4 protein-coding genes are annotated in these 6251 nt (G+C 63.3%); 1 reads left to right on the forward strand and 3 read right to left on the reverse strand.

All coding sequences use genetic code 11. From position 1 onward, the window contains the following. A partial coding sequence (locus PLJ71_16115) for a carboxypeptidase regulatory-like domain-containing protein (protein HQM50214.1) occupies positions 1-2216 on the forward strand: 2216 nt, incomplete at its 5' end. Positions 2217-2292: 76 nt separating this feature from the next. Here the strand turns inward: PLJ71_16115 and ccsA are convergent. Genes ccsA through PLJ71_16130 form a run of 3 tightly spaced genes read right to left on the reverse strand, consistent with a single transcriptional unit; the run spans position 2293 to position 6163 of the window. Then, a complete protein-coding gene (gene ccsA / locus PLJ71_16120; protein HQM50215.1) occupies positions 2293-4332 on the reverse strand; it encodes a cytochrome c biogenesis protein CcsA in 2040 nt (679 codons plus the stop codon). After that, on the reverse strand, positions 4329-5495 hold the full coding sequence (locus PLJ71_16125; protein HQM50216.1) for a cytochrome c biogenesis protein ResB: 1167 nt from the start codon (positions 5493-5495) through the stop codon (positions 4329-4331). Before PLJ71_16125 ends, ccsA begins: the two co-directional genes overlap by 4 nt. Next, on the reverse strand, positions 5492-6163 hold the full coding sequence (locus PLJ71_16130) for a hypothetical protein (GenBank protein HQM50217.1): 672 nt from the start codon (positions 6161-6163) through the stop codon (positions 5492-5494). Before PLJ71_16130 ends, PLJ71_16125 begins: the two co-directional genes overlap by 4 nt. Between the last annotated feature and the right edge of the window lie 88 nt (positions 6164-6251).

The following is a 6251-nucleotide window of genomic DNA, read 5'->3' on the forward strand; positions in this document are numbered from 1 at the left end:
AGATTGAGCTGCATGTGAAGCTTCTTCCTGAGACGGTTTACACCGGGCGCGTGGTGGATGCCGCGGGAAACCCGATTGCCGAGGTGCGGGTTGCCGCCGAAGGCGCGGAAGACCCGGCCCATGACGTCGCGGTTACGGATGCCGAGGGACAATTCAGCGTCGCGGCGCGCGCCGCCTATGGGGCGCTGTATTTCTCGCACCCGAACTATGCGCTGACCTGGATACAGCGCGTTGCGTCTCCTGAGCCGGTCCAGGCGACGTTGACCGCCGGCGCGTCGTTACGGCTGCGCGTGATGCAAGGAAGCCAGCCTGTTCCGGGCGCGGTTGTGCAGGTCGCATCCGAAATCCCCGAAGCGCTTGGGTACGCCATGCGGCGCGAGACCGATGAAACCGGATGCGTCGTGTTTCACCAGGTACCCCCGGATCCCGAGGTCCTGGCCGAACTCGCGGTCGTTGTCACGGCCCCGAACGGCGTCAAGGGGCGCTTGATGGAAGTTCCCAGCCTGCAGCCGGGCGCGACGGCTGAAACCGTGCTGACACTGCCGGACGAATACCCGGGCGAGGTGAGCGGGACCGTCGTTGATGCCGAGGGCAACCCTCTGGCGGGAATTCCGGTGATCGTCGGTACCTCCGATGATGTCGCAATCTGCTCGTACACAAATGAGAGCGGCGTCTACACGGCGGGACTCCCCTTCGGCGAGAGCCAGGTATTCATTGCGCGGGATCTGCTTGCCCCGGGGCAGTTCGTGGCGAAACCGAGCGGGAACCGTTTACAGGTGAACAAGTCCGGCGCGACATTCGTGCAGAACTTCACTATTTCCAGCGTCAAGAAGGACGTGGCGTTTGTGCGCTCGGGCGGGGCGCCTGTGGAAGAGGTATGGCTGCAATTGTGGCCTGTGTTGCCCACGGGTTTCCGGGGCTTCGTCGACGACAGCGTGAAGTGGAAGGTGGCCACGGCCGCCGGACATATACAAGCACTCTGCGCGCAGATTTATCGCGGCTACGCATACGACCCCGCCGGGGAGCAGGTGGCGTTCGTGGGCGTACCCGAAGACCTGACCGAGGTCACGGTCGTATTCAATCAGCCGGCCGGCGCCATTGCAGGCCGTGTCGTCGACCCCAGCGGAAAGCCCCTGGCAGCTGCCAGCGTGAGTACTTCAAGTTCGGCGGAGGGATATCCTTCAGCATATGCATGGACCGATGCCGAGGGGCGCTTCCGCATCGAAGCGCTGCCGACAGATTCGACGTATTGGCTGGGGTTCTCGTTGCGGGGGTACCAGCTTCTTCCCGGGTCTCTGGTTGCGGGACTCCAGCCCCAGCGTGACCCGGTGGCGGTGGAGTATGTCATGGCGCCCCAGGACGCGGGCCTTTTGGGCCAGGTGTTGGCCGCCGATGGTTCTGCGCTTCCCCGAACGCATCTGATGCTTGCCGACCGCGACCGCGTCTTGAAATCGGTACCCAGTGGTGGTGACGGAACGTTCTACTTCGAAGTGGCGGAGGGCAGTTACACACTATGGGCACTTGCGCCCGCGATGGACGCCATGACCTCCGTAGCGGTTACGGCGCCGTCGCAGGGGAATGTAATCACCCTGCCCGTGGCCTCGCCGCCGCCGGTCAGCAACGTTCCTGCACCCCAGGGACGCGAAAGTGAGCGTGCTTCGAACAACTTCAAACAGATGGGGCTGGTGTTCAAGATGTACGCCAACGAGAGCCAAGGCGCATTGTTCCCGCCGCTCGAGGCCCAGGATGGTGTGTTCACGCCCGAGTTCAAGAAGATCTATCCCGAATACCTCACGGACACAACGGTGCTGTATCCGAACGACGGCATCACGCGCTGCTATTTCGCGCATGCCGTGACCAGTGAAGCCCAGGGTATGGCGTTTCTCGACGCCGTGCAGCAGCTCGGCATCGCGGCTGTGCGGGATCAAGACATCCAGGTTGGGGCGGGCAAAGGTACCGCAGGCGGCGAGGTCATTTTCCGCCTGAACGAAGGACTGGCCAACCAGGTATTTCCCGATGCGCCTGCGGGGATGGTGGGAAGCATGATGCAGGCATCGATCCCGGTTCTGTGGGAAGTGCCCGGCGAGCGTGAGGAGTCTGGCGGCTGGGTGCTGTACATGGATGGGCATGTCCAATGGCAGCCGTACCCGGGTCCGTTCCCGATGACCGAAGCATTCGTGACGCGTATCCGCGGCGTGCTGGGTTTGGCGAATTGAGCAAAGGCCGCCGCACGGCCAGAAACAGCCGCGCGAATCCTTCAGTTGTAACGCCTGGCCTCGTGCCGGGCGTTTTTCATGGTTCCGTGTTTGGGGCGGGTTGTGCGGGGGCAAGGTAACCGTCGTCGCGCAGCCACACGAACATGCCCAGGAGCACCACCGCGGTCTCGATGACGTAAAAGGCCGCGAGCGTGCGAAAGATGCCGCTGGTGAAGCCGTAGCTGTGCAACCCCACGCCCAGCAGGTTAACGCCCCACCACGAAAACGCCACGACCATGCCACACAGAACTGCACCGATGTTAAACCCGAGGGCCCTGATGTAATTCCCCAGGCGGGCATGGAGCACGGTGAGCATCCATAGCACGAGCATGAGGGCGCCATTCTCTTTCGGGTCCCAGCCCCAGAACCTGCCCCAGCTTTCGTTGGCCCATATGCCGCCCAGCACGGTTCCGAGCACGGCGAATAACAGCCCGAACGCGGTCACTCCGTAGGTCATGCGGTAGATGCCCGCATAGAAGTCTTCGTCATTGTTTCGTATGCGCAGCGTCTTGCCCAGGATATACACGTGCCCGATGGCCGCGGCGAACATGGCCGCGCCGTAGCCCATCACGATGGTGGTCACGTGGGCGGACAGCCAGAAGTTGGTATCGAGCACAGCCACGAGGCTCGGCATGGTGTCGACGCCTTCCTTGACCTCGTACCGGTTGGCGAGAAACATCCCTGCCGCGCCCAGCAGCGCGCCCAGCGACACGGCGATACGGCGGCGGTTCATCAGTTCGATGGCGATGGCGAGCGCTACGCTGACGGCCGTCGTGAACAGAATGGTCTCGTAGAGGGTGGTGACAGGGGGCCGGCCGCGGATGATGCAGCGCATGGTGATGCCGATGGCAAGAAGCAAGGTCGGCGTCATAAGCGCATAGGGGGCGAGTGCGGTCAACCGCCGCCAGCCGGGTCTCAGCCACGTGAGGGCAACGAGCAGGAAACACAGAATGAACAGCGGAAAGCTCCGCGCGATGAGCTTGTATCGGTAGTACGCCATTTCCGCGGGGACCTTGTCGTATTCGCCCCGGTCCGCGGCGGCGTTGACGATGTTCCCGTGCAATTCTTCGAGAGTCTGCCTGAACGCCGGCCGGTCGCCGCACAGCGACGCCAATCGTTCGAGCTGCGCCACCTGTGCGATATGCGGCTCGGGGAGTTTCTCCGCCATGAACGCCTCCGCGAGCGCGTCGCCGGGAGAAATCCAGGCGTCGCGGCCGCTGTCCGGTATCGGCGGCAGCAGGACAAATGCTTTCGCGGCAGCGGCGAAGTGATCGGCTTGGCCCAGCAGTTCGCGCAGGGCGGTCAGCTCGGCTTCGCGCTGCTCCGCGCTCAGTCCTCCTCCTTCTCCGGCATTCAAGGTTTGGACGAGCGACGCGAGCAACGGCGCTTTCCGGAGCACGTCGCTGTATCGGGTCCGGCCTTCTTCGGTGAAGATGAGACGCAAACCCTCGGTGTTCCGGGCGGGATACTCCTCGCGGGCAAAATCAAGGAAGGACAAGAGCGACTCGTAGTCCGCGACGTTATGGGCGAGGTTGACGAGCTGGCGCTGGAGCCCTGTCAACTCGCGTTCGGGCATCTCCATGTACTGGTCCGCGAGCTGGTAAAGCTTGTCGCGTCCGGGCAGGAGTTCGAGGTACGAGTACCGATCGCGCTTGCGCTTTCCCTGATGGGGGACGCCGATCGCATCGGCGAGTTCGTCAGATTGTACCAGGAACACGGGATACGCCGCCGCGGCGCGCGGATAGAACAGAGTATCCATGAGCCACTCGACCGGTCCCAGCTCGGGATGCGACACGCCCATGAGCGCGCGCTGGACTCTGCTATCGCCGGGCCTTTCGGGACCGCGCCACGACCGCTTTCCCCGGAGTTTGAGCAGTTTGAACGCGGCGACGGTGGACATGGGCTTGATGCGGCCGCCTTCCTGCACGGGGAGCGAGCCGAACAGTTCGAGAGTCTGGGCGTCCCAGCGCGGGGGAGGTCCTTCTGGCGCCAGGGGCGGGTGCTGGGCGAAGGCGCTTGCCGCTATGGCCATGCACGCCGCCAGGAGTATCACGCTGTTGTGCCGCCGCTTCATCATGCGCCGCCTTTGCTCTGTTCGCGCAAATACACCACGAGTTTCCGCACGAAATGGACCGCGAGCCCGGCCGTGATGACAATCGTGGCGTAGAGCGGCCACTGGTCGGCGGGGTTGTTCACCACGGCGAAGACCGAAAACAACCGTTGCCCGGGTTTGGCGTCCGGCGGTCCCCAGGAGGCCTGGTACAGGGTATAGCCGCGATGCCGCAGGGGCGCGTTCATGCTGATCGTCACCGCCTGCTCGATGCCGTTCTCGATCTTGCGTACGCCGCTCTCGAACTTCTTGGGCATCTGCGTGCCCGGATGCATTTCGTGGGTAAATGTGTCTAGCGCCACGGTGAACGGCATCTGGAACCGTTTCTTGCGAAGATCGAACGTCCACAGCTTGCCGTCGAGTTCGACCGTGAGCGGGAACGGCGAATACCCCCACAAAATGGCTTCGATGGCTTCGCCGTTCTTCGGCTGAATGCGCACATACGCGCCCGCTGCATTGCGCTCGGCCTGTTTTTCAAGGGTCATCCCGACGAGCGTGAACCCGTCTACGCGGCGTCCCGCGGCCTGTCCGGCCTGACCCGCCGGGCGGGGGATGCAGTTGCGGTAGACGCCCTCGAGGACGATGTCGAAGGGCAGGGCCGCATGGTTAAACGTGCGCGTGCCGCCGGACCCGATGTCCATGAACCGGCTGCCGGGGATGAGGTATTCGGTATAGGGCCCCCGGCCGGAGGCGTCAGCAACCGCGAGTTCCCATTCGTAATAGCTCTCGAACTCGTTGGATTGTTCGCCCTCGTACAGGGTGAGGTTTCCGCTGACCGAGTAATTGTATTGCACCGCCGCGCCCGCGAGTAGAAGCAGTATGCCGGCGTGTCCGATGAGGATGCCCCACTGCGCCGGCCGCTTCCGTGCACGGACGATGCCGCCCAGAGTCAGGTTCACCGCGAGCAGCGCCATGACTAGATAGGCCCCCGGCAACGGGATGGGTATCACGCCGAAAAGCTCGTGGATCAGAAAGAACGACGCGAAGTACTTCTTCTGGACATCGAAAATGCCCAGGTTGATTTGCTCAAGCGTTCCCAACAGCGTCAAAACGAATAGCAGCAGAAACAGGACGCACGAAAGCCCATACGATGACAGAAAATGGTACAGTGTGCGCAGAACAGCTTTCATTGATTCGCCGATCGGCTCCATGTAAGGGATTTGCAGAAGGCCAGGAACTTGTCGCGTTGCGCGCCGGTCAGGTCAGCCGGTCCGGTCATCTTGACAAAGATGTTGAACGTCTCGACGGGGCATACAAGGCCGAGCATGAGCGTATCTTCGGCGGGTTCCCCGGCCTGATTCGTGAATGTGCCCCGCAATTCGACCCATGGGGAGGGTTGGCCGAGCACATCGATGACCGGCAACGCCGCAACCTCCTGGCCGGTGAGCGGCTCCTGGCCCATCTGCGTTCGCCACCGGTTGATGTTCGCGGCTACGCTTCCTCCCGTTGACCCGAGGATCGCTATGTAACACTCCGCTTCGTGGTTCGGGCCCGTGGTGAACGTCACAACACGCATGGGACGCTCCGGCGCCTGCTGCCAGCCCTCGGGGGCGGTCCAGGTGAAGGGCAACTCGACCGTTTCGGCCCCGGGGGCGCCCTGTGCCGGCGAAGGACGCGCCGTTGCCTGCTCGAAGCCGAACCGCTGCGCGCTTGTGGCGTCCGGAGCGGCCGGTTTGGGCAGGGACTCAACCGTGCGGGTATCGGATATCTGCGCGACGGGCCCCTCGCCGCCGCAGGATGCCAGGAAGGCCGCGACAGCGGCGGCGGCCAGGATCGGGACGTTATGTCGAACGGTCATGAAGTTATCCAAACGGCTTGCGGGAAATGCACCGGTATCCGAGCAGACCCCGTAGCCTACCGTTTACTGCGGCGCAGATCAAACCGGC

Source organism: Candidatus Hydrogenedentota bacterium (assembly GCA_035416745.1).
Lineage (GTDB): Bacteria > Hydrogenedentota > Hydrogenedentia > Hydrogenedentales > SLHB01 > UBA2224.